The organism is Cobetia sp. 5-25-4-2 (assembly GCF_013374075.1).
GTDB classification, from domain to species: Bacteria; Pseudomonadota; Gammaproteobacteria; order Pseudomonadales; family Halomonadaceae; genus Cobetia; species Cobetia marina.
This window is the reverse complement of sequence record NZ_BLWK01000004.1, coordinates 80,744-105,144: the sequence shown is the minus strand read 5'-3', so window position 1 is coordinate 105,144 and position 24,401 is coordinate 80,744. Positions and strand designations below refer to the sequence as shown.

Sequence of the window (24,401 nt, the reverse complement as noted above, 5' to 3'; positions counted from 1 at the left end):
CATGACAGACAGTTCTGCCCAGACGCTTAACGCCCCCGTCACCCAGGTCGCCGGTGACAGTCCGCTGGTCGTCGCCGGTCGCGAGTTCTCCTCGCGCCTGCTGGTCGGCACCGGCAAGTACAAGGACATGGATGAGACCCGTTCCGCCATCGAGACCTCCGGCGCGGAAGTGGTCACCTTCGCGGTGCGTCGCACCAATCTGGGCCAGAATGCCGATGAGCCGAATCTGCTCGACGTGCTGTCGCCCAGTCGCTATACCTTCCTGCCCAATACCGCCGGTTGCTACAACGCGCGTGACGCGGTGCGTACCTGCAAGCTGGCGCGTGAACTGCTGGATGGCCACAATCTGGTCAAGCTGGAAGTGCTGGGCGATCAGGACACGCTGTATCCCAATATCGTCGAGACCCTCAAGGCCGCCGAGGAGCTGGTCGCCGATGGCTTCGACGTGATGGTGTATACCTCCGACGACCCCATCGTCGCCCGTCAGCTCGAGGAAATCGGCTGCTGCGCCATCATGCCGCTGGGCTCTCTGATCGGCTCCGGCCTCGGCATCCTCAACCCGCATACCCTGTCGCTGATCATCGAGCGCGCCAACGTGCCGGTGCTGGTGGATGCCGGGCTGGGCACGGCGTCCGAGGCGGCCTTCGCGATGGAGCTCGGCTGTGATGGCGTGCTGATGAACAGCGCCATCGCCCATGCTCGCCAACCGCTGCTGATGGCGGACGCCATGCGCCAGGCCGTGATCTCCGGCCGTGGTGCCTTCCTGGCAGGGCGCATGCCGACTCGCCTGACGGCGCGCGCTTCCTCGCCGGGTGCCGGCCTGATCACCGGCTGACCTCCTGAATCATTCGAATCCGATGCTCGCGCATCGCTCATGCAAAGACCAAGACGACCCCATGACTGACGAGACTTCCAAGCCGCAGGACGACACGTCCACTTCTGCTCCTGCTGACGATGCGCAGCAAGAGAGCGTGCAGAACGAGAGCGTGCAGAACGAAAGCGCGCAAGCGACCCCTTCCGTGGCGGATGAAGCCGTCGCCCGCAAGCGTGGCATCAAGAGCTACGTGATCCGCGGTGGGCGCATGACACAGGCCCAGACCCGCGGGCTCGAAGAGGTCTTCCCGCGCCTTGGTCTGCGTCACGAGCAGGGCGAGCTGGACCTCGAGGCGCTGTTCGGTCGCCGTGCGCCGCTGGTGATCGAGGTCGGCTTCGGCATGGGCAAGTCGCTGTGCGAGCAGGCTCAGGCCAATCCGGGCACCGACTTCATCGGGATCGAGGTGCATGCCCCGGGTGTCGGCAAGCTGCTGGATGATGTCGACAAGCTGGGTCTGACCAATCTGCGCGTCTATCGTCACGATGCATTGGAAGTGCTGGCTGACTGCGTGCCGGCGGGGTGTGCCGATACCTTCCAGCTGTTCTTCCCGGACCCGTGGCCGAAGAAGAAACACCACAAGCGTCGCATCGTGCAGCCGGCCTTCGTCGAGCTGGTGCGTCGTGTGCTCAAGCCGGGCGGTCACTTCCACATGGCTACCGACTGGGAGAACTACGCCGAGGCCATGGCCGAAGAGATGGCCGAGGCACCGGGCTTCGTCAACACGGCTCCGGCCGAGAGCGCCCCCTATGTGCCGCGTCCGGATTTCCGTCCGCTGACCAAGTTCGAGCAGCGCGGCGAGCGTCTCGGTCACGGCGTGTGGGATCTGATCTTCGTCAAGCAGGACTGATTCGCGCCTCGTGCGCAGTGGCGGCATCATCACGATGCTGCATCGCGGCCGCCTTCGGGTGGCCGCTTGCGTCTGAGACCCGCCGCTTTTGCCTTTCTCTTCCCACCTCGTCTCGAGAGCTGATGACCATGACGACGCCCACCCCTGAACCGGCTGACCGGCCGACCATGACGCCACTGACGACCCTGACCTGCCCACTGGATGCCCAGCGGCTGATGCGAGATGGCCAGAGCTGGTGCTGCGCCGATGGCCATCGCTTCGATATCGCGCGTCAGGGGCACGTCAATCTGCTGCCGGTGCAGCGCAAGCGCAGTCTGGACCCCGGCGACAGCAAGGCGATGGTCAGCGCTCGCCAGCGGCTGTTCGCCCTCGGTGGCTATCAGCCTCTCGCCTCGGCGCTGGCACGACGAGTGCTGGCGCTGGCAGGGCAGGCAAGTGCGCTGGCCGTGCTGGATGCCGGCTGTGGGGAAGGCTTCTATCTGCGTCAGCTGGCAGGCGCTGCCGATGAGCAGCGGCGCTCGCTGACGGCGGCGGGACTGGATATCTCCAAGCACGCGGTGCTGGCGGCAGCGAAGCAGTCACGCGATGCCGCCTGGCTGGTGGGCACCAACGCGGCACTGCCGTTGGAAGACGCCTGTGTGGATGTGGTGATCTGCGCCTTCGGCTTCCCCGTCTGGCAGGAGTTCGCGCGTGTGCTCAAGCCCGGGGGCCATGTGGTGCTGCTGGAGGCGGGAGCCGAGCACCTGCTGGCGTTGCGCAGAATTCTCTACCGGGAGCTGAAGCCCGCGCGTGGCGAGGCCGGGGTGATGGCCGCCGAAGCTGCAGGTTTCGTGGTGGAGGGGGAGGTCGAGCATCTGCATGCAGGGCTTTCATTGACCAGCAATGAGCAGATCCGGGATCTGCTGACCATGACCCCGCATCTGTATCGTGCCGAGCGTGATGGTCTGGCACGAGCCGAATCCATGACGGCCTTGGCGGTCGAGTTGCACGCGGAACTGAGGGTGTTCACGCGCGAGTAGGCACAAGGCGCGGCGTAAATAGAAATTCTTCGCATTTGGCTTGCAAAAGCAAATGAGAATGATTATCTTGTCTGTGCGGTGTCCGGGCAGACATCGCAGGGCGCAAGCCCATCCGCGGCGGCGGAGTCAGGCCCCCGCTGCGGAGTTTCTCCTCATCAAGCTAGTCACGGTCTTGGGCATCCTCATCTGGGATGCCCTTTTTCTTGTGTGCGGTTCATGCCGAGAGCCCTCAGGTCGCGAGCCGCGACGGAGCCTCCGTCAGGTCGCCAGCCACAGGGGCAGGGTCAGCATCGCCAGCAGCGTCTGCGCGGTGATCAGCGCCGCCATCAGTTCGGCATTGCCACCCAGCTGGCGCGCCAGGATGTAGGCTGACGTAGCCGTGGGCAGCGCGGCAAACAGGATGGCGACATCGCGTGCCACACCAGTCAGGCCAACGCCGGCGCACAGCCCCACCACCAATGCCGGCATCGCCAGCAGCTTCAGCAGACTCGCCAGCCATGCCACGCTGCCACTGTTCATCAGTACTCGTGGTCGCAGCGCCACGCCTACCGCCACCAATCCCAGTGGCAACGCCGCGCGCCCCAGCAATGTCAGCGCATCGCCGCTCCAGCCCGGCAGGCCGATGCCGCTGAGATTGAGCGCCGTTCCCGCCAGACAGGCCAGCACCAGAGGGTTGCGGGTCAGCGCCTTGAGTGAGCGCAGCAGTCCGCCGTCACCCAGAGTGCCGGCGCCGATGAACGCCAATACGCACAGCAGGTTGGCCGCTGGCACCATCAGGGCCAGCGCCACCGCCGCGACGGTCGCACCGGCACTGCCATGCAGCGCTGCCGCGCCGGCCACGCCGACGTAGCTGTTGAAGCGGATGCTGCCCTGGAAGAGTGAGGTGAAGGACGCGGCATCGCCCAGCTGTCGGCTCAGCCAGTCGGGGGCATGACGCCACCCCAGCCACAGCGCGGCAGCGAACAGCAGCATCGAGCCCAGCATCACGCAGGCCAGAGGGATGACCGGGACGCTGGCCATGTCAGCGCGCGCCAGGGTGGACATCAGCATGGCAGGGAACAGCACGTAATAGATGAGGCGTTCCAGCTCGCTCCAGAACCCCTCGCCCGGGAAGCGCTTCCAGCCCAGCAAGGCGCCCGCGACGATGAGCAGGAAGAGAGGACCGAGCGCCTGTTGTACACTTGCCATTCTGTCTCCTGGGCGTGCTCACGGTGCGGATGGTGCGTCGTGGCCAAGAACGTCTCGTGCCTCGACGTGACACGATGTCTCGGCGGCTGCGCCCGCCGGGGGGCCTGATAAGCTTGTCATGAGTGGCTCACCTGCGCATTCATTCATGTGTCTTAGCCTGTCGACCTGTTTGCCACGCGACTGTCTCCTCCTGTTCCGGCGTGCTGCCGGATTGTCATCGGAACCGCCATGTATCGCGCCGAAGAAGAAAATGCCCGCCCGCCCTTGCTCAACCTGCTGATCATGGTGACGCTGCTCACCATCGTCGTATCGCTCTATTACCTGATCGACTACTACCTTGTACGTGACGGCAGCAACGGCAAGGTCACCTGGTTCGCCCCCAACCAGTCCTGCGAACTCAGCCATGCGCCCTGCAGTGCCGAGCTGGGGCGCTTCGGGCGTATCACGCTCGCACTCGATGGTGACATCAGCCCGCTGACGCCGCTGGGTATCCGGGTGATCACGGAAGATGTGGCACCCGAGGGCGTGGAGGTCGATTTCATCGGTCGCCACATGGACATGGGGGTCAAGCGCAGTCTGCTGACCACCCGGGATGCGCCGACGCAGGCACGTCAGCACTGGTCGGGGGAAGGACAGCTCGGTTTCTGCAGCAGTGCCACCATGGCATGGCGAGCACAGGTGATCGTGACCACTGAACGTGGCCGCCTGGGCAGCTGGTTCGACTTTGACAGCCATCCGCCTGCCTCCACGGCGGAGCAGCTCGAAAGCTCGGTCAACCAGCTGTTCTCCCCTGACGAAAGAAGCGTCCGACGAGACAGCTAGCGCGCGGCGAGGCGTGGGGCGTCTGACCGGCAGGCCACCACTGACAAGGAGTCCAGGCATGCAGGAGGAGAACAGGCAGACCCTGCGCTGGCTGATGCTGGGCGTGGTGGGTGTCGTGGCACTGGTGGGCGCGGGGGTGACATGGCAGGCCCTTCACCGACCGTCGGCGCCGGTGTCCGGCATGCAGGCGTGGGCGAGCCTTGGCGGGCCCATCCAGTTGACATCGGCACGGGGCGACTTCCGGCTCGCCGAGGTCAGCATGGGGGAGGCCGCACCACCGGATGCCACGCCGGTGGTGGCACTCTATTTCGGCTATACCCAATGTCCGGATGTCTGCCCGATGACGCTGGCGGCCCTGCGCCAGGTGCTGACCGAGTTGCCGGCGTCGGCGGCCGCTCGCGTGGTACCGGTGCTTGTCTCTCTGGACCCTGAGCGTGATACGCCAGCACGTCTTGCCACCTATGCCGGGCACTTTGGTCCGCGTTTCATCGGGGTCACGGGCAGCGATACCGAACTGGCCGAGATCGCGCGTCGCTACGGGGTCAGTCATCGGCGTGTCGATGCCCCGGATTCCGCGCTGGGCTACACCGTGGATCATGGTGCGGCGCTGTATCTCGTCTCCGCGCAGGGGCGCATCTACGATCGCATTCCCTTCACGCCAGGCGCGGCCGGCATTCGTGCCGGCCTGACTCGCGTGCTGAGCGAGACCGCTCCCTGACGTCTCCTTGTCGTGCTGTCATGTGCGTCTCGGACATGAGGGAAATACACATTGTCCACAAGTTGGCAAGAGCCTGTGACGAGAATTGTGGATAATCATTCCGCCATCTTTCAGCAACCTGCTGTTTTTGAAGGTAGACTTTTGTATTTCAACAAAATCAACAAGTTAAGGCGTACATTGCCGATTTCGGGAGTCAGTGTTCACTTTGCCACCACCCCTGACGGCCGCTGAGTTGCCATGTATCACGGCCGGTTGTCAACCTGTGGTCAATAGCTTCCCCACAGAATTATCCACAGGCAGGTCGCTCACCTGGAGGCCCGTTTCACGCTGCCTGACCCGTCGCGGGATGCCTCCTGTACAATGAAAAAGCCGCCCCTGAGGGCGGCTTTTTTCTGGCTGACGGCGCGCATTCGCGCGTCAGGGATTACTTCGCGGCATCTGCCTTGGTCACGTCGAGCAGCTCGACCTTGAAGGTCAGCGTCTCGTTCGGGCCGATCGGGCCGCCAGTGCCAGCCTTGCCGTAGGCGAGGTCGGCCGGGATGTAGAGCATCCAGGTATCCCCGACGCTCATTTCCTGCAGCGCTTCCTGCCAGCCCTTGATGACCTGGTTGACCTTGAAGCTGACCGGCTCGCCACGCTGGTAGGAGCTGTCGAAGACGGTGCCGTCCAGCAGCTTGCCTTCATAGTTCACCTTGACGGTGTCTTCCGCGTCCGGGCTCTCGCCGTCACCGGATTTCAGCACCTTGTACTGCAGGCCGGAATCCAGGGTCTTCACGCCATCCTGCTTGGCGTTCTCGGCGAGGAACTTGTCACCGGCCGCCTTGTTGTCGGCCGCCTGCTGTTCGGCCATCTGCTGCTGCTCTTCCATCTTCTTCTGCTGGAACTTCGAGAGCGCATCGGCAATTTCCTGATCGCTCATCTTCATGTCGCCCTTGGCATAGACGTCACGCACGGCTTGCGTGAAGGCATCCAGGTCAAGATCAGTGATGTCCTGAGACAGGCTCTTGCCCAGTGTCGCACCGATGCCGTAGCTGAGCTGTGCCTGATCGTCAGAGAGGCTGTCGTCGGCGGCAAAGCTGAACGGGGTAACCAGGAGGGCGCCGAGCGCGACGGCACTAACCAGCTGTTTCATGAAAACTCCTTCAGGATGGGATGGGCCTGAGACGGGCCCGAAACGCATATGCGGCACGCAGCGTGGCATGACCATGCTGATGCTCCGGTGCTACTGGGACTCTAACAGTCGCGTACAAGTTCCGCATCTGCCATTAGGGTTGAGACGAGCTTCGCCCGGCGCGGCTCGTGGCCAGCAGGTGCAGGGCACGTGCGATGCTGTCGTCGCCCTCGTCGAGCGCCACCTGACCGGTAAGCTGTCGCAGCGACTGCAGGAAGGCGCGTCGGGGGTCATGGCATGACATGAAAGGTGACGTGGGAGCATGGGCCGGAGGGCTGAGGGCTTCCAGGCGTGCCAGCGCTTCCTCCTCCGCCGACAGTTCACAGGCCTTCAATTGCTGATACAGCGTTTCCAGCCGGCGTGTGGTGGCCGCGCTTCGCGTGTCGGTTGGCTCCATCAGGTGCTGCTTGAGCTGTCGGCGACGCTCGCGCAGTGTCACGGTCATCCCGCGTTGCCAGTCACGCACCTTACCGAGCATCAGGCACGGCGAGGCACCCAGCGCCACACCGCGTGCGGCCAGCCAGTGAATCCATAGAAGCTCGCAGACATCGAGACCGGCCTCGTCCTGCAACAGCAGACAGGCACTCATCACGTCAGTCGGCTCTGCGCCATCTTCCTGGTCGTAGGGCAGGCCCTGAGGAGCAGGCTGTGCGTAGAGGGACAGCGCGTAGTCCCACAATCCGGTAGAATGTGCGCCCATCAAGTCGGCTTTCCTGTGGTTCATGGCGGTCAAGCCTGTGGTTCATGGCGGTCATGCCTGTGGTTCACGGCGGTCATGCATGCTGCGCGCGGGAGCCGACGCCCCCGGATTTTCTGATCGAGGTTGTCATGATTGCACTGCGCCAGCTCGCCCTGCAACGCGGCGGAGCCCCGCTGATCGACGAAGCGGACCTGACGTTGCATGCCGGTCACAAGGCGGGCATCGTCGGCCCCAACGGGGCCGGCAAGTCCAGCCTGTTCGGGCTGATTCTCGGTGAGCTGATCCCCGACAGCGGCAGCGTCTCGCTGGCCGGTGGCGTGCGGGTCGCGCACATGGCACAGGAAATCGATGCGCTGGAGCGCCCGATCGTCGACTACGTCATGGACGGGGATCACGCCCTGCGCGAGACGGAGCGGGCTCTGGCCGCCGCCGAAGAAAGCGGCGAGCATCAGCGTCAGGCCGAGCTGCACGCTCACTTCGACACCCTCGATGGCTATACCGCGCGTGCGCGTGCCGAGCAGCTGCTGGTAGGGCTCGGTTTCCGCCAGGCCCAGCTCAGTCAGCCGCTGGCGGCCTTCTCGGGGGGCTGGCGGATGCGGGCCAATCTGGCGCGCACCCTCTTCACGCCGTCTGACCTGCTGCTGCTGGATGAGCCGACCAACCACCTGGATCTCGATGCGCTGCTGTGGCTGGAACAATGGCTGGCACGCTACCCCGGCGCGCTGCTGCTGATCTCCCACGACCGTGACTTCCTCGATGCGGTGTGTGATCACATCATCCACTTCGATCGTCGCAAGCTGGTGGTCTACAAGGGCAACTACAGCCGCTTCGAGCGAACGCGTTCCGAGCGCCTGGTGCGTGAGCAGGCCGAGCACGAGAAGACCATGGCGCGTCGCGCCGAGATCGAGGACTTCGTGCGTCGCTTCAAGGCCAAGGCCACCAAGGCACGCCAGGCCCAGAGTCGCCTGAAGATGCTGGAGCGCATGGAGGAGACGGCGGCGGTGAAGGCCGATTCGCCGTTCCACTTCACGATTCCCTGCTCTGACAAGATCTCCCGTCCGCTGCTGGGACTGGACCGTGCGGTGATCGGCTATCCCGGTCAGCCGCCGCAGCTGTCCGGGGTGCGCTTCTCGCTGCTGCCGGGCCAGCGCATCGGCCTGCTCGGCCCCAACGGCGCGGGCAAGTCGACCCTGATCAAGGCGCTCACCGGTGAACTGGCTCTGGTCGAAGGCCAGCGCACCGCCGGCGAGCATCTGGCCATCGGCTACTTCGCCCAGCACCAGGTCGATGGGCTCGACCTGACCTCGACTCCCTTCAATCATGTGCTGCGTCTCTCGCCGGGGGCCGGGGATCTGGAGATCCGCACCTTCCTCGGCAGCTTCGGCTTCCATGGGGATGAAGTGTACGCTTCGGTGGAATCGTTCTCCGGTGGCGAGAAGGCACGCCTGGCGCTGTCGCTGATCGCGTGGCAGAAGCCCAATCTGCTGCTGCTGGATGAGCCGACCAACCACCTGGATCTCGACATGCGCGAGGCGCTCACCGATGCGCTGGCGACCTTCGAAGGCACCGTGATTCTGGTCTCCCACGACCGCCACCTGCTGCGCGCCTGCGTGGATGAATTCTGGTGCATCGCCGATGGCCGCGTGACGCCCTTCGATGGCGATCTCGACGACTATCGTGCCTGGCTCAAGGCGCGGGTCGAGGGCGAGCGGCGTGAGGCGCGCGCCCAGAAGGATGCCGAGGCTGGCAGCGAGGGCACGCGCACGCCGGACCGCAAGGAAGCGCGTCGTCAGGCCGCCGAGCTGCGCGAGAAGCTGCGCCCGCTCAAGAAGCTCAGCGACAAGGCCGAGCAGAAGATGAGCAAGGCGCAGGGGGAGCTGGACAAGGTCGAGGAAGCGCTGGGCGATGCCACGCTCTATGAGGCGGACCGCAAGAGCGAACTGACCCGGCTGCTGGCCAGTCAGGGCGAGATCAAGGGACGTCTCGAGGACGCCGAAGCCGAATGGTTCGAGGCGCAGGAAGCGCTGGAAGAGATGGAAGCCCAGCTCAAGGCGGCGGACTGAAGCATGCGGCTGGATCGCTGGCTGACGCGCCAGCCGCAGCTCAATCGCCGCTTGGCGTTGCATGCGCTGGCGGCGGGGCGTGTGCGGATCAATGGCCAGACGGTCCGCGATCCGCTGCACGAGGTCGGTCCCTTTGATGCCATCGCGCTGACAGCCGATACGCTGGCGGACAATGACGCGCCGCCAGGCGAGATACGCCTGCAGGCGCCACGTCGTCCACGCCATGTGCTGCTCAACAAGCCTGCCGGGGTCGTGACGGCCTGTCATGACCCCGAACATCCCACCGTCATCGATGTGCTGCGCGATTCGCTTGAATCACGTGGAGAGGATGACGGCTGGCTCGAGGAAATCCATCACGTCGGACGACTGGATCGCGCCACGACCGGTGCCTTGCTGCTGACCAACGACGGTGATGTCTCGTCACGCATCAGTGATGCCGGACTGGATGGGCCCGCCAAGCGCTACCGCATGGGGCTGGAGCAACCGCTGTCGGAGGCGGCGCAGGCCGATGCGATCTCGCGGGTGGCGCAGGGCGTCCTGCTCGCCAATGACGCTCGGCCGACGCTGCCCGCGCGGCTCGAGTTTCTGGCCGCGGACGAGGCGCGCCTGACACTGCACGAAGGGCGCCACCATCACGTCAAGCGACTGTGGCGCACTCTGGGCAGTCGCGTGGTGTGGCTGCATCGCGAGTCGGTGGCGGGGCTGAGTGTCGCCGGGCTTGCGGTGGGGGACTGGCGAGAGCTGACGCGTGACGAGTGCCTGCGGCTCGGCGCGGCGCAGGCACATGAGTGAGGCCGCTGCCTCAGCGGCCGCTGGCCTGGCTCGGCAGACCCTCATTCTCCTCTTCGCTCTCCGTCGGGGGGACATCCGGGGCTGACAGGCTGATCAGCTCACCCCGCGAGTTGCGGGTGAAGTTGCGGACGATGACCCCGATGTTGCGCGGCAGGGGGTCGAACTGCTCGCAGCGGTTCAGCACCTCATGCATGTCCCCATAGCCGCTGCGACGACGTGAATCGATGGTCGCACGCGAGAAATCGATATCCTTGAGTGAGGTCTCGTCGGGGCGAGCCGCCGCCAGCAGGCGCACGACATTGATGGACGGTTGCTGGGTCATGGCCAGGATGTCGTGTATTTCCTGAGACTGGCGCAGGTCTTCCGGCAGCAGGTCGGCCAGGTGCTCCAGGCCCATGCGCAGTGCCTGATTCTCTTCCATCAGATGCAGATGCTCACCGGCGCGGCTGGAGTACTGGATGTCCTTTTCGCGTAGCTGGGCTTCCTGCAAGGTTTCCGGCACCTTCCCGTAGGCGCTCCACAGGTCGATGACGTAGCAGTTGACGATCGTCTCGCTGTGCGCGCGCTCCGACAGCACCCAGCTGATCGGCGTGTTGGAGTAGAGGCCGCCATCCCAGTAGGCCTGACCGTCGATCCACACCGGCGGGAATGCCGGCGGCAGGGCACCACTGGCCAGTATGTGGCGGTGATCCAGCGCCTCTTGTGACGAATCGAAGTAACGCAATGCGCCGCTGCCGATATTGACCGCCCCGACCGATAGCCGCACGTTCTCCGGGTGACGGGCGTCGAGGCGCTCGAAGTCCACCAGGCGATTGAGGGTGTCTCCCAGCGGTTCGGTGTCGTAGAGACTGGGCGGTTCGCCGAAGAAGCTCTGCCAGATGGGAACTGTCCACAGGGGGCGCGGACGGAAGAAGCCCGGGATACCCCACAGCATGGCGGAGGAGCGCGCGACGCTGCGCTCCCAGGGGTGGAAGGCCGGCCCGAGACTGTTGGCCGGTTGCGCGATGCCATACCAGAACGCTTCGAGGGCCTTGAGGCGCTCGCCATCCGGATTGCCCGCGATCAGTGCGCCATTGATGGCACCGACGGAGGTCCCGACGACCCAATCGGGCTGGATGCCGGCCTCTGCCAGTGCCTCGAACACGCCGATCTGGTAGGCGCCAAGGGCTCCGCCGCCTTGCAGGACCAGAATATTGAGCGCGTCAGCGCAGAAGTCGCAGGATGTATCACGCATGAAACCTTCTCCTTTCCGGTAGCGCCACGCTGATGGCCTGCACGGCCTCGGCTACCTGATTGGCAGGTGATCGGCTTGTGGCAATGAAAGCGAACACGAATTGTGCAGTGCAGCATAGCAGCTGTCAGCATAGCACGCTCCTGTGGCTCCTGTGGCTCCTGTGGCTCCTGTGGCTCGTGCATGGGCGGCCTGTGCGCGTGGCCTGACGGGTGATTCACGTACACCAGGGGGTCAGCCAGTGGTCCGCGATCACCAGCAGCAGGGCGTAGCGGCCGCCCTTGGCGACCAGGATCAACAGCACGCTCTTCCACCAGGGCAGGCGGAAGACGCCTGCCAGCACCGTCAAGGGGTCACCGATCACGGGTGCCCAGCTGAGCAGCAGGCTCCAGGCACCGATGCGGCGATACCACAGCGTGCTGCGCGCCAGCGCTCGCCGCGAGACCGGGAACCAGCGACGAGTCCGCAGACGCCGTGCACCGCGTCCCAGGGCGACATTGATCAGGCTGCCCAGCGTGTTGCCAAGCGTTGCGGCAAGCCATAGCGCCCATGGGGCGACCCCCTCGCACCACAGCCCCGCCAATGCGGCCTCCGACCCGCCCGGCAGCAGCGTGGCGCTGGCCAGTGCTATCAGGCCCAGCGACAGCAGGGCGACCACGTCATCCATGCCGCGATTTTCCTGAACCGCAGGGGCCGAGCCGAGGGTGAAGCAGCTGGGTGGCTTTCTTCCCCTCGCCGCTCGGGTATGCTGTTGGCAAATTCATGTCATTTTCCGGGAGTCTCGTGCATGCATATTCCGTGCGTCCTGACGATTGCCGGCTCAGACCCATCGGGCGGGGCCGGCATTCAGGCGGATCTCAAGACATTCTCCGCGCTGGGGGCGTATGGAGCCAGCGTGATCACGGCACTGACCGCCCAGAATACCTGTGGCGTGCGCAGCGTCGAGCCGGTGTCGTGCGCCTTCATCGGAGCACAGCTGGATGCCGTGCTGGATGATCTCGATATCATCGCCATCAAAATCGGCATGGTCGCGGACCCGGCCGTCGTGGAGCTGCTGGCGGACAGGCTCCGTCAGCGTCGCCCGCGCTGGATCGTGCTCGACCCGGTGCTGGTGGCCAAGAGCGGCGATGCGCTGGTCAATGACGCGGCCATCCAGGCGGTGGCAGAGCATCTGGTGCCATTGGCGGACATCATCACGCCCAACCTGCATGAAGCGGCGGTGCTGCTGGGCGAGCGTCGTCTGATCGGGCGGGAGGACATGCCTCAGGTCGCGCGTGAGTTGCGCGCACGCGGTGCCAATGCTGTCCTGATCAAGGGGGGCGCACTGGAGGGCCAGGCCTGCGATGACCTGCTGGTCAGTGATGCCGGTGAGCAATGGCTGTGCGCGCCACGGATCGAGACCGACAACCTGCACGGCACCGGCTGCTCGATGTCCTCGGCGATCACGGCGCGACTGGCGCAGGGGCTGTCACTGACGAGAGCCGTGGAGGAATCGCGGGAATGGCTGCTGGGGGCGCTGCGTGCCTCGGATCAGCTGAATGTCGGCAAGGGGCGTGGCCCCGTGCACCACTTTCACGCACTCTGGTGAGACCGTGCGTCGCGAGAGCCTGAGCTGACCCCTCGCGCGTGAGAGGAACGCCTCCCTGTCACTTCCTTGAAGAGTCGATGCCATGTCCCGCTCCCGGATTCGCCTGCCCTTGCCAAGGGCTTTCTCGTCTCGATGGTTGCGCACCAGCCTGATGGCTGGAGTGCTTGCCATGCTTCCCTCCTGGGCGTTTGCCGCCGAGATAAAGGGAGTGACCTTCGCGGATCAGGCCGAGACGCAAGGCGGCCAGCCGCTTGAGCTGATCGGTACCGGGCTGTTTACCTATCTGGTATGGGACGCCTACGTCGGTGGCTATTATCAGGATGCCCGGCGACCGCGGCCTGCACCACTCAGCGATGTCTCGCGACGTCTGGTGCTGGAGTATTTCCATGCCATCGAGGCGGCTGACTTCGCCAAGGCGACCACCAGGGGCGTGCGCCAGAATCTTTCCGAAGCGAATTTCGCGGCGATCGAGGCGGAGCTGTCGCGCTTCAATGCAGCCTATCGGGACGTGTCGCCGGGAGATCGCTATGCGCTGGAATGGCAGGCAGAGGAGGGTGGCAAGGGACGGCTGACGCTGGCGCTCAACGATACCTTGCTCTTCGAGAGCGCTTCGCTGGCATTGGCCAACGGGGTGTTCGCGATCTGGCTTGGCGACTCCCCCGCGCGCGACGACTTTCGTTCACAACTGCTGGGGCGTTAGCCGTCAGCCTCTGAACTTCCGGGCGGCTCGCGCCCATGGCGAGCCCTGCCTCATCAAGACGCCCCTGCCGGTTACCCGGCAGGGGCGTCTTGTCATCTGACACGGCCATCGTTGCCGTCAGGAAGGTCTCCCGTGGCAACTCGCTGGCCAATGCTGCGGCTTACTTGGCTTCTGCCGCCTTGATGTCGGCCTGCAGCGTGTCGAGGATCTTGCTGCCGCGCTCGCCGGCCTGCTCCCGGAAGACCTCCCAGCCTTTCTCGCCGACCGGACGGAAGGCTTCACGCTGCTCGTCGTTCAGCGTGATGATCTTGATGTCGCTGTCCTGCTTGATCTTCTCGAGACGGTCCGCGTTGTACTCCTCCTGCTTCTCGAAGATATACGGGCGCATCTCGTTGGTGACCTTGTCGAGCATCTGCTGCTGCTCGTCATCCAGACTGGAATAGAAATCGCTGGAGGCCACCAGCGTGGTGATGAACTGCGCCTGCTTGGCCTGGATCATGTAGTCCTGAACTTCATAGAAGCTCATTTCCTGAATGGCGAACACCGGGTTCACCTGGCCGTCTATCTGCCCCAGCTGCAGGCCGGAATAGACCTCCGAATACGGCAGCGGCGTCGGGTTGGCGCCATAGGCGCGATAGCTCTCCACCAGAATCGGTGACGTCATGGTGCGAATCTTGAAGCCTTTCATGTCCTCAGGCGTCTCGATGTCACGGTTGCCGGTCCAGACCATCCAGCCCTCCGGAATCACGCCCAGCAGCTGAAGGTTCTGCTCGGTGTAGGCCTCGGACAGCATGTCGATGGCCTTGGAGTTGCCGAGCACCTCTTCATTGACGGCGTTGTCGTCGGAGAACAGGAAGTGCAGCGTGAAGACGCCTGATTCAGGAATCACCGAGGCCAGGTGACCCGGTGACGCAAAGGTCAGCTGGATGGCGTCGCTCTGCACCAGTTCGGTGAGCTGTGAGGAGGTACCCAGCGCGCCGTAGGGGTAGATCTCGACATCGATGTCACCGCCGGAGGCCTCTTCGATGCGTTTCTTGAATTCCTGAGCGTAGGCATCCTGCACGCTGCCGGAGACTTCCTCCAGCGCGAAACGCCAGGTGTCAGCCTGTACGCCCGCGGAGGCCAGTGCCGCCATGCCGAGGCCGGCCGTGAGGGCGCCTCCCTTGAGGAACGCGGCAAGACGAGAAAGGTGAACAGGAGTTCTGGGCGTCTCGCGATTCTGCTCGGGTGACGGGTTCCATTGCATCGTCATCTTGTTCTCCTTGTGTGATTTCCATCAGCGCCGGGTGGTATGGGGCGAACCCGGCGTGCAACTTGCATCATTTAGATAATATTGCCATTCTTAATATAATAAAAAAATTACCAAATCGGATAGTGTGATTAGAATTTATTATGAATGGGCTGAGCCTGTCCGCATGAGATTCTGGTACTCGATGACCCCTGCTCCGGGTCGGTGGCATGCCCTGCCAGATGGCTCGGTAGAGGCAGGCTGCGTGCTGGTCCACAGTGTCGCTAATAAAGGATGCCGTCAATAAAGCTAGATCATGACTCACCAAAGTGAAAATCACGGCGGTGTCTCGGAAAACTTCAATGGATCGTACTGGCAAATGCAGACGGCGTGGCGCAAATCGCTGTGCGTGCGTCGCCTGACAGAAAGCCTGCCTGGCAGGAAGCCACATCAACAGGAAGCCGCTTCATGAATTCGCCCCCCTCCAAGTCTCCCCCCGCTGATGAGACCCGGCCCACCCCGGCCGAGGCGCAAGACGCTCAGGATCCCCTCGCACATCTGCCTGCACCGCTGCGCCGCCTGGCGGCGATATTCGAACGCGGTGATCAGGGCCTGGCACACGTCGAACGCTGGCTGATCGCGCTGTGCGTGCTGGGCATGGCGACGGCCAGTATCGCCAATGTGATCGGGCGCAACGTCTTCAACTACAGCCTGCCGTTCACTGAAGAGCTGATGCAGATCCTGCAGCTGTGGCTGACCTTTCTCGGCATCAGCTACGGCGCGCGCGCCGGACGCCATATCCGCGTGACGGCACTGCTGGACTTCATGCCGCCGTGGTTGCGCAAGGTGCTGTTGATCGCCGGACAGGTCATCACCTGTGCGCTGCTGGCCTACCTGGCCTGGCTGGCGGTGGATTATCTGCAGAGCCTGGCCAGGTCAGGGCGTGTCACGCCGTCGTTGCGCTGGTCGCTGGCGGCACTCTATGCCGTGGTCCCGCTGGGACTGGCGCTGGGCGCCCTCCAGTATCTGATGGCGATTCTGCGCAATCTGCTGGCACAAGGTGCCTGGCTGTCGTGGCGTACGGCGGAGATAGACGAGAACGAGGAAGTCGACGGCAGCGGTGCGCTCTAGCACGTCTCTTCCACTTTGGATGCGAGACTGTGGCGCGGGAGTGAAGGCAAGAGATGCCTTGGCTGATGCGTGTTGCAGGGCTCGTGATTGATCACACTACATTGACCCAGGGACGGAAGCTGCGATGTGGATTCTGCTCGTGATGGTGGGGCTGCTGTTGCTTGGGGTACCCATGATGGTGCCATTGAGTGTCGGCACCTTCTTCTTGTTGTTCAGCGATTTCCCTTTTCTCAAGCCAGAGCTGGTGATCCAGCAGATGATCGGTGGCCTGCAACCGGTGGTACTGACGGCGGTCCCCATGTTCATTCTGGCGGCCGATATCATGCTCAAGGGCTCCACCGCCCAGCGTCTGCTGGATGTGGTCGAGCGTTTCGTCGGCCACTGGCGTGGCGGTCTGCCGGTGACCACCGCGCTGGGCTGTACCCTGTTCGGCGCGGTGTCCGGCTCCACCCAGGCCACAGTGGTCGCGATGGGGCGCCCGCTGCGCCCGCGGCTGCTGGAAGCCGGTTACAGCGACAAGTTCACCATCGCGTTGATCATCAATGCCTCTGACATCGCGCTGCTGATTCCGCCGTCCATCGGCATGATCATCTACGGTGTCGCGACCGGTACCTCGGTGGGGGATCTGTTCATCGCCGGTATCGGTCCGGGGCTGATGATCCTGGTGCTGTTCTCGCTCTACTGCATGTGGAAGTCGTGGAAGCTGGGCATTGCGCCGCAGCCCAAGGCGGACTGGCCTGCGCGCCTCAAGGCATTGAAGCGCGCCAGTCTGCCCGCCGGCTTCCCGGTGATCATCATCGGCGGCATCTACTCGGGGATGTTCTCGCCGACGGAGGCCGCCACGGTCTCGGTGATCTATGCGCTGATTCTCGAGATGCTCATCTACCGTGGCGTCACGCTCAAGGACCTGCCCGGCGTGGCCTTCTCCACCGGTCTGATCACCGCGGTGGTATTCATTCTGGTGGCGGCGGGCGCCGGCTTCTCGTGGATGATCTCGTTCGCCAAGATTCCGGATGCCATTCTCGGCGGGTACATCCCGTACCTGTCAGAACACGCCCTGGCGCTGCTGGCGGTGATCGCGGTGGCCTATTTCGTCGGTTGCATGTTCGTCGATCCCATCGTGGTGATCCTGATTCTGGCGCCGGTATTTGCCCCGGCCGTCGATGCCGCCGGACTGGACCCGGTGCTGGTCGGTACCCTCGTCACCCTGCAGGCGGCGATCGGTTCGGCGACGCCACCCTTCGGCTGTGACATCTTCACGGCGGTGGCGGTGTTCCGGAAGCCTTACATGGAGGTTATCCGTGGCACGCCACCCTTCATTGCCCTGCTGTTGCTGGCGACGGTGCTGCTGATGCTGTTCCCGCAGATCGCGCTCTTCCTGCCCGGCCTGGCCAGCTAGCCACCGATACGGCGCGTTGGACATGCGCATCACGAACGCCCCGCAGACCGAGTCTGCGGGGCGTTCGTGTCTGGTATGCTCCTGCTCATCATCATTCATCTCTTGAAGGAGCAAGTGGCATGCGAGCATTGATCCAGCGCGTCACCCAGGCACAGGTCGTGGTGGAGAACGAGACGGTCGGCGCCATCGCGGGCGGTCTGCTGGTGCTGGTGGGGGTCGAGAAGGGCGATGATGAGGCGCGCGCCGACAAGCTGCTGCACAAGCTGCTGCACTACCGTGTCTTTGGCGACGAGAACGACAAGATGAATCTCAACGTCCAGCAGGCGGGTGGCAGTCTGCTGCTGGTCTCGCAGTTCACGCTGGCGGCGGACACCGGCAGTGGCATGCGTCCCAGTTTCTCCTCGGCAGCGCCACCGGCGGAAGGCGAGCGGCTGTTCGCGTATCTGGTCGACAAGGCGCGTGAACGCGGGGAGGAGCTAGGCGTGGGAATCGAGACCGGACGCTTCGGGGCCAACATGCAGGTCTCGCTGCTCAATGATGGGCCGGTGACCTTCCTGCTCGAGAGCTGATCTCGCGGCAGATAGTCGGCTCACGCATTCTGCAGGCCCAAAAAAGCCGCTCCCGAGGGAGCGGCTGCAAGCATTGGATGACAGGCCTGCGCCGTCTCGCACGGGAGAGAGGCGCAGGTAAAGCAGGGACTCGTTACTGAATGCCTTCCGGATTACGGGCGTTCAGGAAGGCCTGTTCGGAGACTTCGTGCCACTTCTCGACCTTGCCTTCGAAGGTGGTGTAGGACTCGTAGATGCGGCCTGCCAGCTCATTGGAGTCGCCAAGCTTCTTGACCACTTCGCCTGACAGTTCACGTGCCTTGTCGAGCACGTCCTGCGGGTAGCGACGCAGCTCGACCTTGTGCTCGTTGAGCAGTGTCTCGAGGGCATCGTTGTTGCGCGCGGTGTACTCGTCGAGCATGTCCTGGTTCACGTCACGTACCGCGGAGCGCAGGATGGCCTGCAGGTCCTTGGGCAGCTCGGCCATGGCGTCGTCATTGACGATGGCCTCGAAGGTGACGGTCGGCTCGTGCCAGCCCGGATAGTAGTAGTACTTGGCGGCCTGATAGAGACCGAAGGCCAGGTCGTTGTACGGCCCGATCCATTCGGTGGCATCGATGGCGCCGGACTGCAGCGAGGTGAAGATCTCGCCGCCCGGCATGCTGACGGTCGCCACGCCCATCTGCTGCATGACATCGCCACCCAGCCCCGGCATGCGCATCTTCAGGCCGTCGAGATCGGCAACCGAGTTGATCTCCTTGTTGAACCAGCCGCCCATCTGCACGCCCGAGGCACCACCGGCCATGACTTCGACACCGAACTTGTCATAGACCTCGTTCCAGAGCTCCAGACCCCCGCCGTAATGCAGCCAGGCGTTCATTTCCTGTGCGGTCATGCCGAAGGGGACGGCGGCGAAGAACTGGGCTTCCGGCGCCTTGCCTTTCCAGTAGTAGGAGGCCGAGTGGCCGATCTGCGCCGTACCGGAAGAGACGGTGTCCAGTACCTCGAAGCCCGGCACCAGCTGTCCGGCGCCGTAGACCTTGATCTTGAGGCGTCCATCAGACATCTCATCGACGAGACGCGCGAGGCGCTCGGGACCCTGGCCTACGCCCGGGAAGTTCTTCGGCCACGAGGTGACCATCTTCCAGGTGTAGGTATCCGCGGCATTGGCGATGGCCGGCAGGGTGCCCATGGCGGTCATGGTGCCGACGGCGATGCCGAAGGCGAGTTTGTTGAGTTGCATGGCATGCTCCTTGAAGTGCCCGATTGTTGTTGTGCACCGGTCAGGGACTGGCGCTGGGCAAGAGGTGGGCCGCGAACGGCTCCCGTGCATCTGCATGAGCCGACTGGCGGCTCTCCCATCAGCTGGCGGGGCGAGCCCCGCCAATTCAGTTGCTGCTCTGTATTTGCTCTGTCCGTGTTCTGTCCTTGTACTGTCTCGTCAGTCGTGGCCTAGAACTGGGCCGGCAGCCAGGTGGCCAGGCCCGGGAAGGCGGCCAGTGCCCCCAGCATGCACAGCTGGATCAGGATGAACGGAATGACGCCCTTGTAGATCTGCTTGGTGCTGACTTCCTTGGGCGCGACGCCGCGCAGATAGAACAGCGCGAAACCGAAGGGCGGCGTCAGGAAGGAAGTCTGCAGGTTGATGGCGATCATGATGCCCAGCCAGATCGGGTCGAGGCCCATGGCCAGCAGCACCGGGCCGACGATCGGCACCACCACGAAGGTGATCTCGATGAAGTCGAGGATGAACCCGAGCAGGAAGATCACCAGCATCACCACCAAGGTGGCACCGATGACGCCACCGGGCATGTTCTCGAAGATCTCGGTGACGACCTCTTCGCCGCCGAAACCACGGAACACCAGCGAGAACAGCGCCGCACCGATCAGGATCAGGAAGACCATCGTGGTGACGTTGGTGGTGGAGCGCACGACTTCCGTCAGCGTCTTGAAGCTCAGCTTGCGGTTGGCGACGGCCAGCATCAGCGCGCCGAAGGCACCCACGGCAGAGGCTTCTGTCGGCGTGGCCAGTCCGCCGAGAATCGAGCCCAGTACGCAGACGATCAACACGATCGGCGGCACCAGTCCCTTGAGGAGCAGCCAGCCGATGCCACCGGTGTGGCCCAGCTCCTTCATCAGCGCGTCACGGTCCACGGCCGGCGCCTTCTCGGGCTTGAGCCAGGCGATGATGGCGATGTAGACGATATAGGCGACCACCAGAATCAGGCCCGGCACCAGGGCGCCGATGAACAGGTCGCCCACCGAGACGGTCTTCGGGCTCCAGATGCCCATCGACAATTGCGCCTGCTGATAGGCGGAAGACAGTACGTCGCCCAGCAGAACGAGTGCGATGGACGGCGGAATGATCTGTCCCAGGGTGCCGGTGGCACAGATGGCGCCAGTGGCGAGCGACGGGTCATAGCCACGCTTGAGCATGGTGGGCAGTGACAGCAGGCCCATGGTCACGACGGTCGCGCCGACGATACCGGTGGAGGCCGCCAGCAACATGCCGACGATGGTCACGGAGATGCCCAGGCCGCCACGCAGTGAGCCGAACATCAGCGCCATGGCGTCGAGCAGCGTCTCGGCGACCTTCGATTTTTCCAGCAGCACGCCCATCAACACGAACAATGGCACGGCCAGCAACGTCTGATTGGTCATGGTGCCGTAGAGGCGATTGGGCATCGCCGACAGGAAGCTGGCATCGAATACGCCCTGGGTAATGCCCAGCGCGTCCAGCCCCATGCCCAGCCCGGCGAAGGCCAGCGCGGTACCGGCAAGCGACAGCGCCACCGGATAGCCCAGCATGAGAACGACACAGATACACACGAACAGCAGCAGCGGCATGATCTCGAGCATTACACCAGCTCCTCATCGTGATCAGGGGTGTCATCGCTCGCATGCGGCGACGGCAGCCGCCCGCACAGGAACAGGAGGTGGCGACCAGCTTCAGCGACACCTTGCAGCATCATCAGGATGGCGACCGCGGGGATCAGGCTCTTGAGCAGATAGACGCCAGGCAGGCCACCGGATTCGGGGGAGGCTTCCTTGATGCTCCACGAGTCGCCGACATAACCCAGGCTCGAGAGCAGGATGAAGATCATCACCGGGAACAGCAGGAACAGGGTGCCGCCGAGGTCGATCCACGACTTCCCGCGATGGGACATGCGCTGGTAGAAGATATCCACGCGGACATGGTTGTCATGCTTGAGCGTGTAGCTGGCAGCGAGCAGGAAGACGGTCGCGTGCATGTACATCACGGATTCCTGCATCGGAATGCTGTTGATGTTGAAGGCGTAGCGCAGCATCACGATGGCGAATTCGACCAGCATCATGATGACGACCAGCCAGGACACGCAGCGTCCCAGCCCTTCGGTCATGCGGTCGAGCCCTGTGAGCCAGCCGGGGGTAGAGGCAGTGGCAGACATGGAATCCCCTTGGCCTGCGGGTAGCAGGTGATATTTGTTGGCGTTGTTGTTGCCGAGTCTGGCGTTGCGTGTGCCGTCATCGTAGTCGGGGCGATCTCGTGTGCACGCTGACGATCGTCACATCAGTTCAGGCTTTGCTCATGTTGTAGCTTTGATGAGACGTCGGCAATCCGGCAATCGTCGTTTCAGACAACGCTATTCCACGCTGGTGGATGGCAGATGCCAGTGAGGCCATGCAGGCTCTCAGCAGTTATCAGCGTTGCTTTCACGATTAATCCACGCCCTCGGACAGGCCAAGAGTAGCGAGTGGCTGGCCAGTGACAAATGGATCATTGGTCTGACAGGCGAGATATATCTTTCGATTCAGTCACTTGGATTGAAAAATCCATACAGGACGGGAACGGGAAGGTGGCAATCAAGGTGACGGACAGGCGGGTCCCGGCGGATATCGAGGGTGATATCCAGGCACCCGTGAGAGGACTGAGAATTGAGGTGAGGGCGTGTCAGGCCAGACCAAGCGCCTTCTGACAGGCCACGGGGAGGTGCACTTCCACCGCAAGAGGCAGATGGTCGGAGAAGAGGTGGGACAGGGTGCTGGGGTGCTCGATGTGCAGGGTGGAGGAGGCCAGAATATGGTCCAGACCCCGCCGTGGCTGCCAGGCAGGATAGCTGTTGATCGCCTTGCTGGGCCGCGAGTCGAGCGCCTCGCAGAATCCCTTGTGCTGGCGCAGTTGAGCCAGGGTGCAGTTCAGGTCGCCCATCACGATGACGTGCTTGAGCGGTGCGATCAGCTCTCCGAGATAATCGAGCTGCTTGCGCTGGATTCGCGCGCCAAGTGCCAGATGCGTGACGAAGACATGCAGCGCATGCTCCCCCTCGCCGAAGCGAGCATGGATGGCACCGCGCCCCGGCAGGGTGCCGGGCAGGCTGTGCTCTTCGAGATGGCTGATCGGCAGGCGCGACAACAGGCCGTTGCTGTGCTGTGCCAGCCGGCCGAGGTTGCGATTGAGCTGCTGATAGCGATGCGGGAAGTGAGCCGTCTCGGCCAGCGCGTCCACCTGATTGACGTTGCCGGAGCGGAAGCTGCCGCCGTCGACTTCCTGCAGCCCGACGATGTCGTAAGGTGTGATGGCCCCGGCAATCAGTTCCAGGCGGCGGTGGCGCTTGGGATGTGGCAGCAGATGTTGCCAACCGCGGGTGACATAGTGATGCCACGCCGCGGTATGGATACCGACCTGCATGTTGAAGGTCAGCAGACGTAGCGGCGAACCCGACAATCCATGCCCGGTATCATCCGCTGCGTCGGCGGCCACTGGGGAGTCGTCAGCGGCCTCTGCCATCAGGCGGCGTCCTTGTCGCCAGCCTTCTCTTCACGCACCTGCTCGACCAGCTCATCGGTGATCTTGAGCATGTTCTTGAGCGAGCCAGCCGTGCTCGGAGAGACGACATAGCGACCGTCGACGATCAGTGCGGGGACACCCATGATCTTGTAGGCGCGCATCTGTGCGTGTGCCTGATTGACCTGGCTCTTCACGCCGAAGGAGGTCAGGGACTTCTCGGCGTCTTCTTCGCTGACACCGTAGTCGCTGTAGAAGGCGGCGATGTCTTCCGGGTCGGTGAGACGCTGGTGGTCCTTGTGGATGGCATCGAAGAAGGCCTTGTGGGTCTGATCGAGAATGCCCAGATCCTTGGCGGCATAGAAGGCATAGGCGTGCTTGACCCAGTCCTGCCCCATGGTGGCCGGCAGACGATGGAAGGTCACGTCACCGGGCAGCTCATCGACCCAGGGCTCGAGGCTGGATTCCAGTGCGTAGCAGTGCGGGCAGCCATACCAGAATGCCTCGACCACTTCGACGTTGCCGGCCGGTGCATCGGTCTTCACCGGTTCGTCGAGTACCTGATAGTCCTTGCCAGCTTCAGCGGCGAACACGCTTGCTGACAGGCCAAGGCCCGCCACCAGAGTCAGTAGGGGTTTCCACTTCATGGAACATCTCCATCGGGTTGAGGCATGCCCGGGCATGAGACCCGGCAACATTAGTGATGCATCGAGTATGCGTGTCAGCCACCACCGCTGTCGAGACTGCCGGGCGGGACACGGCGGATCACTGTCTGGCCAGCCTAGCGTGACAAGGTTGACCGCTGGATGAACGCCGTTCGACCACGTTGCCGTGCAGAGCACGCCACGCCGTGCCGGAGCCGGTCGCCATCGCAGATGTCATACGTGACATCAGCCTGACTGGATGCCTCAGCGCAGGCCGTGAAGATACTCGGCGACCTGCTGCATGTCGCTGTCACTCATGCGTGCGGCGATGCTGCTCATGATGTCATTGGGGTCGTTGTCACGCGTGCCGTCACGAAAGGCCTTCAGCGAGGTGATGGTGTAGGCGGGGAATTGCCCAGCCAGCGCAGGATAGCCTGCTGAATCAATCCCCTCGCCGCGAGGGCCGTGGCAGGCGGTACAGGCCGCGATACCTCGCTCAAGCGAGCCGGCCCGGTACAGCACCTCACCTGCTTTCGCGGCGTCGGGCTCTGCCTGGCCGCGGTTGGCGGGCTGCTCGGCATAATAGGCCGCGATATCGGCAATGTCCTGATCGCTCAGGGTGTCGGTGAGGCCTGCCATCTGGGGAACCGCGCGACGACCCTCGCGGATATCCGTGATCTGCTTGCGCAGATAATGGGCCTGCTGTCCGGCGAGGTGCGGGAAGGCGGAGGCTGGGGACACGCCCTGCGCGCCATGGCAGGCAGCACAGACGGCTGCCTTGGCCTGGCCGGCGCTGGCATCCGCGGTGATCTCGTCTGCGCCAGCGCGGGGCGAGAGGCCGAGCGCCAGCAGGGCGCTCAAGGTGGCGAAAATCGTCGTGGCAAGTACGCCCCAGCTCGAGCTCTGCGGCCCTTCACGGTGCTGCGGTGATCTCATCAGCTTGTTCATGTCACTGGTCCCTGTTTGCGCAAAT

General features: G+C 63.7%; 24 protein-coding genes. 12 read left to right on the top strand and 12 right to left on the bottom strand.

Annotation, left to right across the window (positions count from 1 at the left end; all coding sequences use genetic code 11):
* Position 1: 1 nt before the first annotated feature.
* The 3 genes from HXS65_RS10130 (at position 2) to HXS65_RS10120 (ending at position 2,740) form a co-directional block, all read left to right on the top strand.
* Positions 2–835: a thiazole synthase gene (locus HXS65_RS10130; protein ID WP_077379589.1), complete on the top strand. Its 834-nt coding sequence runs from the start codon at positions 2–4 to the stop codon at positions 833–835.
* 61 nt (positions 836–896) lie between these two features.
* On the top strand, positions 897–1,721 hold the full coding sequence (gene trmB / locus HXS65_RS10125; protein ID WP_077379587.1) for a tRNA (guanosine(46)-N7)-methyltransferase TrmB: 825 nt from the start codon (positions 897–899) through the stop codon (positions 1,719–1,721).
* 128 nt (positions 1,722–1,849) lie between these two features.
* Entirely contained in the window at positions 1,850–2,740 is an 891-nt protein-coding gene (locus tag HXS65_RS10120; protein ID WP_255304482.1) for a putative RNA methyltransferase, read from the top strand.
* A gap of 258 nt (positions 2,741–2,998) precedes the next feature.
* Here the strand turns inward: HXS65_RS10120 and HXS65_RS10115 are convergent, their stop codons facing one another.
* The gene (locus tag HXS65_RS10115; protein ID WP_077379585.1) at positions 2,999–3,928 is read right to left on the bottom strand and encodes an AEC family transporter; all 930 of its coding nucleotides are present in this window, start codon (positions 3,926–3,928) and stop codon (positions 2,999–3,001) included.
* Between the two features lie 228 nt (positions 3,929–4,156).
* Between HXS65_RS10115 and HXS65_RS10110 the strand changes: the two genes are divergently transcribed.
* Together HXS65_RS10110 and HXS65_RS10105 are read left to right on the top strand one after the other, a co-directional pair.
* Positions 4,157–4,750, top strand: a complete 594-nt coding sequence (locus HXS65_RS10110) for a hypothetical protein (protein WP_077379583.1) — start codon at positions 4,157–4,159, stop codon at positions 4,748–4,750.
* Between the two features lie 58 nt (positions 4,751–4,808).
* Positions 4,809–5,468, top strand: coding sequence for an SCO family protein (locus tag HXS65_RS10105; protein ID WP_176493802.1), 660 nt, complete (start codon positions 4,809–4,811; stop codon positions 5,466–5,468).
* Positions 5,469–5,892: 424 nt separating this feature from the next.
* On the opposite strand, the gene HXS65_RS10100 is transcribed toward HXS65_RS10105, so the two are convergent.
* Both HXS65_RS10100 and HXS65_RS10095 read right to left on the bottom strand, forming a co-directional pair.
* Positions 5,893–6,600 carry an FKBP-type peptidyl-prolyl cis-trans isomerase gene (locus tag HXS65_RS10100; RefSeq protein ID WP_077379579.1) on the bottom strand — a complete coding sequence of 236 codons (708 nt, stop codon included), beginning with the start codon at positions 6,598–6,600 and terminating at the stop codon, positions 5,893–5,895.
* A gap of 133 nt (positions 6,601–6,733) precedes the next feature.
* Entirely contained in the window at positions 6,734–7,339 is a 606-nt protein-coding gene (locus tag HXS65_RS10095) for a TIGR02444 family protein (protein WP_176493801.1), read from the bottom strand.
* A gap of 128 nt (positions 7,340–7,467) precedes the next feature.
* Here HXS65_RS10095 and HXS65_RS10090 point away from each other — a divergent pair, with 128 nt between their 5' ends.
* Together HXS65_RS10090 and HXS65_RS10085 are read left to right on the top strand one after the other, a co-directional pair.
* Positions 7,468–9,402: an ABC-F family ATP-binding cassette domain-containing protein gene (locus tag HXS65_RS10090; RefSeq protein ID WP_176493800.1), complete on the top strand. Its 1,935-nt coding sequence runs from the start codon at positions 7,468–7,470 to the stop codon at positions 9,400–9,402.
* A gap of 3 nt (positions 9,403–9,405) precedes the next feature.
* Complete coding sequence (locus HXS65_RS10085) at positions 9,406–10,194, top strand: pseudouridine synthase (RefSeq protein WP_176493799.1); 789 nt, start codon at positions 9,406–9,408, stop codon at positions 10,192–10,194.
* Between the two features lie 10 nt (positions 10,195–10,204).
* Here HXS65_RS10085 and HXS65_RS10080 read toward each other — a convergent pair whose 3' ends face one another.
* Both HXS65_RS10080 and HXS65_RS10075 read right to left on the bottom strand, forming a co-directional pair.
* Positions 10,205–11,428: a patatin-like phospholipase family protein gene (locus HXS65_RS10080; protein WP_176493798.1), complete on the bottom strand. Its 1,224-nt coding sequence runs from the start codon at positions 11,426–11,428 to the stop codon at positions 10,205–10,207.
* A 214-nt stretch (positions 11,429–11,642) separates the two neighbouring features.
* A complete protein-coding gene (locus HXS65_RS10075; protein ID WP_375782211.1) occupies positions 11,643–12,092 on the bottom strand; it encodes a YqaA family protein in 450 nt (149 codons plus the stop codon).
* Between the two features lie 120 nt (positions 12,093–12,212).
* Between HXS65_RS10075 and thiD the strand changes: the two genes are divergently transcribed.
* Positions 12,213–13,013, top strand: coding sequence for a bifunctional hydroxymethylpyrimidine kinase/phosphomethylpyrimidine kinase (gene thiD, locus HXS65_RS10070; RefSeq protein WP_077379570.1), 801 nt, complete (start codon positions 12,213–12,215; stop codon positions 13,011–13,013).
* Positions 13,014–13,182: 169 nt separating this feature from the next.
* Positions 13,183–13,713 carry a chalcone isomerase family protein gene (locus tag HXS65_RS10065; RefSeq protein WP_254696393.1) on the top strand — a complete coding sequence of 177 codons (531 nt, stop codon included), beginning with the start codon at positions 13,183–13,185 and terminating at the stop codon, positions 13,711–13,713.
* 160 nt (positions 13,714–13,873) lie between these two features.
* On the opposite strand, the gene dctP is transcribed toward HXS65_RS10065, so the two are convergent.
* A complete protein-coding gene (gene dctP, locus HXS65_RS10060) occupies positions 13,874–14,965 on the bottom strand; it encodes a TRAP transporter substrate-binding protein DctP (RefSeq protein WP_255304481.1) in 1,092 nt (363 codons plus the stop codon).
* Positions 14,966–15,409: 444 nt separating this feature from the next.
* On the opposite strand from dctP, the gene HXS65_RS10055 reads away from it, so the two are divergent.
* The 3 genes from HXS65_RS10055 (at position 15,410) to dtd (ending at position 18,040) form a co-directional block, all read left to right on the top strand.
* Positions 15,410–16,072 carry a TRAP transporter small permease gene (locus tag HXS65_RS10055; protein ID WP_176493797.1) on the top strand — a complete coding sequence of 221 codons (663 nt, stop codon included), beginning with the start codon at positions 15,410–15,412 and terminating at the stop codon, positions 16,070–16,072.
* A gap of 124 nt (positions 16,073–16,196) precedes the next feature.
* On the top strand, positions 16,197–17,471 hold the full coding sequence (locus HXS65_RS10050) for a TRAP transporter large permease (protein ID WP_077379566.1): 1,275 nt from the start codon (positions 16,197–16,199) through the stop codon (positions 17,469–17,471).
* Positions 17,472–17,590: 119 nt separating this feature from the next.
* The gene (gene dtd / locus HXS65_RS10045) at positions 17,591–18,040 is read left to right on the top strand and encodes a D-aminoacyl-tRNA deacylase (RefSeq protein ID WP_077379564.1); all 450 of its coding nucleotides are present in this window, start codon (positions 17,591–17,593) and stop codon (positions 18,038–18,040) included.
* A gap of 133 nt (positions 18,041–18,173) precedes the next feature.
* Here the strand turns inward: dtd and HXS65_RS10040 are convergent, their stop codons facing one another.
* The 6 genes from HXS65_RS10040 to HXS65_RS10015 all read right to left on the bottom strand — a co-directional run bounded on the left by HXS65_RS10040 (position 18,174) and on the right by HXS65_RS10015 (position 24,376).
* Complete coding sequence (locus HXS65_RS10040) at positions 18,174–19,220, bottom strand: TRAP transporter substrate-binding protein (RefSeq protein ID WP_240499768.1); 1,047 nt, start codon at positions 19,218–19,220, stop codon at positions 18,174–18,176.
* 251 nt (positions 19,221–19,471) lie between these two features.
* A complete protein-coding gene (locus HXS65_RS10035) occupies positions 19,472–20,878 on the bottom strand; it encodes a TRAP transporter large permease subunit (RefSeq protein ID WP_077379560.1) in 1,407 nt (468 codons plus the stop codon).
* Positions 20,878–21,447: a TRAP transporter small permease subunit gene (locus HXS65_RS10030; RefSeq protein ID WP_084209503.1), complete on the bottom strand. Its 570-nt coding sequence runs from the start codon at positions 21,445–21,447 to the stop codon at positions 20,878–20,880. The genes HXS65_RS10035 and HXS65_RS10030 overlap by 1 nt, the downstream gene beginning before the upstream one ends.
* A gap of 503 nt (positions 21,448–21,950) precedes the next feature.
* Positions 21,951–22,787, bottom strand: coding sequence for an endonuclease/exonuclease/phosphatase family protein (locus HXS65_RS10025; protein WP_176493796.1), 837 nt, complete (start codon positions 22,785–22,787; stop codon positions 21,951–21,953).
* A complete protein-coding gene (locus HXS65_RS10020) occupies positions 22,787–23,431 on the bottom strand; it encodes a thiol:disulfide interchange protein DsbA/DsbL (protein ID WP_084209502.1) in 645 nt (214 codons plus the stop codon). Before HXS65_RS10020 ends, HXS65_RS10025 begins: the two co-directional genes overlap by 1 nt.
* Positions 23,432–23,692: 261 nt before the next feature.
* Positions 23,693–24,376 carry a cytochrome c gene (locus tag HXS65_RS10015; RefSeq protein WP_255304480.1) on the bottom strand — a complete coding sequence of 228 codons (684 nt, stop codon included), beginning with the start codon at positions 24,374–24,376 and terminating at the stop codon, positions 23,693–23,695.
* Positions 24,377–24,401 lie beyond the last annotated feature (25 nt).